This window comes from Neisseria sp. HMSC067G12 (genome assembly GCF_001812725.1).
Classification (GTDB): domain Bacteria; phylum Pseudomonadota; class Gammaproteobacteria; order Burkholderiales; family Neisseriaceae; genus Neisseria; species Neisseria perflava.
Genome location: NZ_KV810220.1, coordinates 1 through 1,156 on the forward strand (window position 1 = coordinate 1; position 1,156 = coordinate 1,156).

At 52.8% G+C, this 1,156-nt stretch carries 2 protein-coding genes and 1 pseudogene; all 3 read right to left on the minus strand.

Annotated features, from left to right (window positions below):
• A pseudogene (locus HMPREF2871_RS11575) lies at positions 1–70 on the minus strand (N-acetylmuramoyl-L-alanine amidase); the annotation flags it as partial.
• 162 nt (positions 71–232) lie between these two features.
• Positions 233–712, minus strand: coding sequence for a Mor transcription activator family protein (locus HMPREF2871_RS09795; protein ID WP_049343840.1), 480 nt, complete (start codon positions 710–712; stop codon positions 233–235).
• A 2-nt stretch (positions 713–714) separates the two neighbouring features.
• Positions 715–1,113, minus strand: a complete 399-nt coding sequence (locus HMPREF2871_RS09800) for a gp16 family protein (RefSeq protein WP_049343838.1) — start codon at positions 1,111–1,113, stop codon at positions 715–717.
• Positions 1,114–1,156: the final 43 nt, after the last annotated feature.

The window sequence follows — 1,156 nt, forward strand, 5'->3', positions numbered from 1 at the left end:
GGTCGGAGCCGTTGACCGCGCCCGGGTCGGTGTTGCTGTGGCCGGCGGTTAAAGTTACAGTTTTGCCCATAAACATCTCCGAAAATCAAATCACAATTTATTTTCAAAACCTTATTTAACCTTTTCAGACGGCATAAGACGGTCGGCACAAATGCACTTACTGTTCCGCAGACAAAAAAAAGCCCTGCAAAAAGCAGGGCAAAGGTCCACTCACAAGAAACACACAACACAATTACGCCGCAAATAAATCCGTCTGCGCTCTTGCCGCCGCCTCGCGGTCGGCCTCTTTCAAAATGTATCGGATATTGCGCGTAGACAGCCGATGAGCCAACACCAGCTCGCGCACAATAACCAAATCGCTCAAACCCTCCGCGCTCATCGCATCATACTGCCGGCGGATAAATCGATTGCGCAGCTCGCGCATCGCGTCCCAGCAGCGAGGAATGGCTAAGAAAGGCTGACCGGCATAGGCTCGCTCCAATCGTCCCGCAGCCTCCTCGCCGATGTCCTCGACCAGTTGAGCGTGTAAGATTCGGCTCTGGCGCGTATTGCGCCGGCGGTTGGAAATCGGGTAATTCGTCCCGCCCCAAACCTTGACCATGTGAAACGCCGCTTCCAGCCCGATGACCGTAATCATCGCCACCACGCTCTGCGGCAGAAGATGTTTCACATCCTCAAAATCCTGCTCTGTCATTTCCCAACTTACACTCATTCCTATTCCTCCTTCTTCTTTCGGTTCGCCGCAATCTGCAAAGCCGCCACCAGCTTGTGCATATTGCCGTCGGACAACCATTCCACGCGGTCAACTTTAAACATCTTTTTCGCCGTACCGTGCGCATAATTCCAAGTCCAGCCGTTATCCAGCAGCAGGGCTTCGATTTTCCGCATCATCGGATCGGCAGAGCTTCGGCGGTTCGGACGACGGCCTGCCGTTTTCTTCGGCGTAAACCCATGTTGGCGTAAATCCTCGACCACGCGTTCCAACTCAGGAATACTGCACTCCGTACACGACCGCTTGCCCGTCACACGCTCCAACACCGCGCGATAGGTACCGTCATCCAAGCCCAGCTCCTTTTGAGCGATTTTAATTTTAGCAATCAACGCACGGCGCATTATTCCTCCAATACAACATATAGTATAAATTAGCGCATATTAT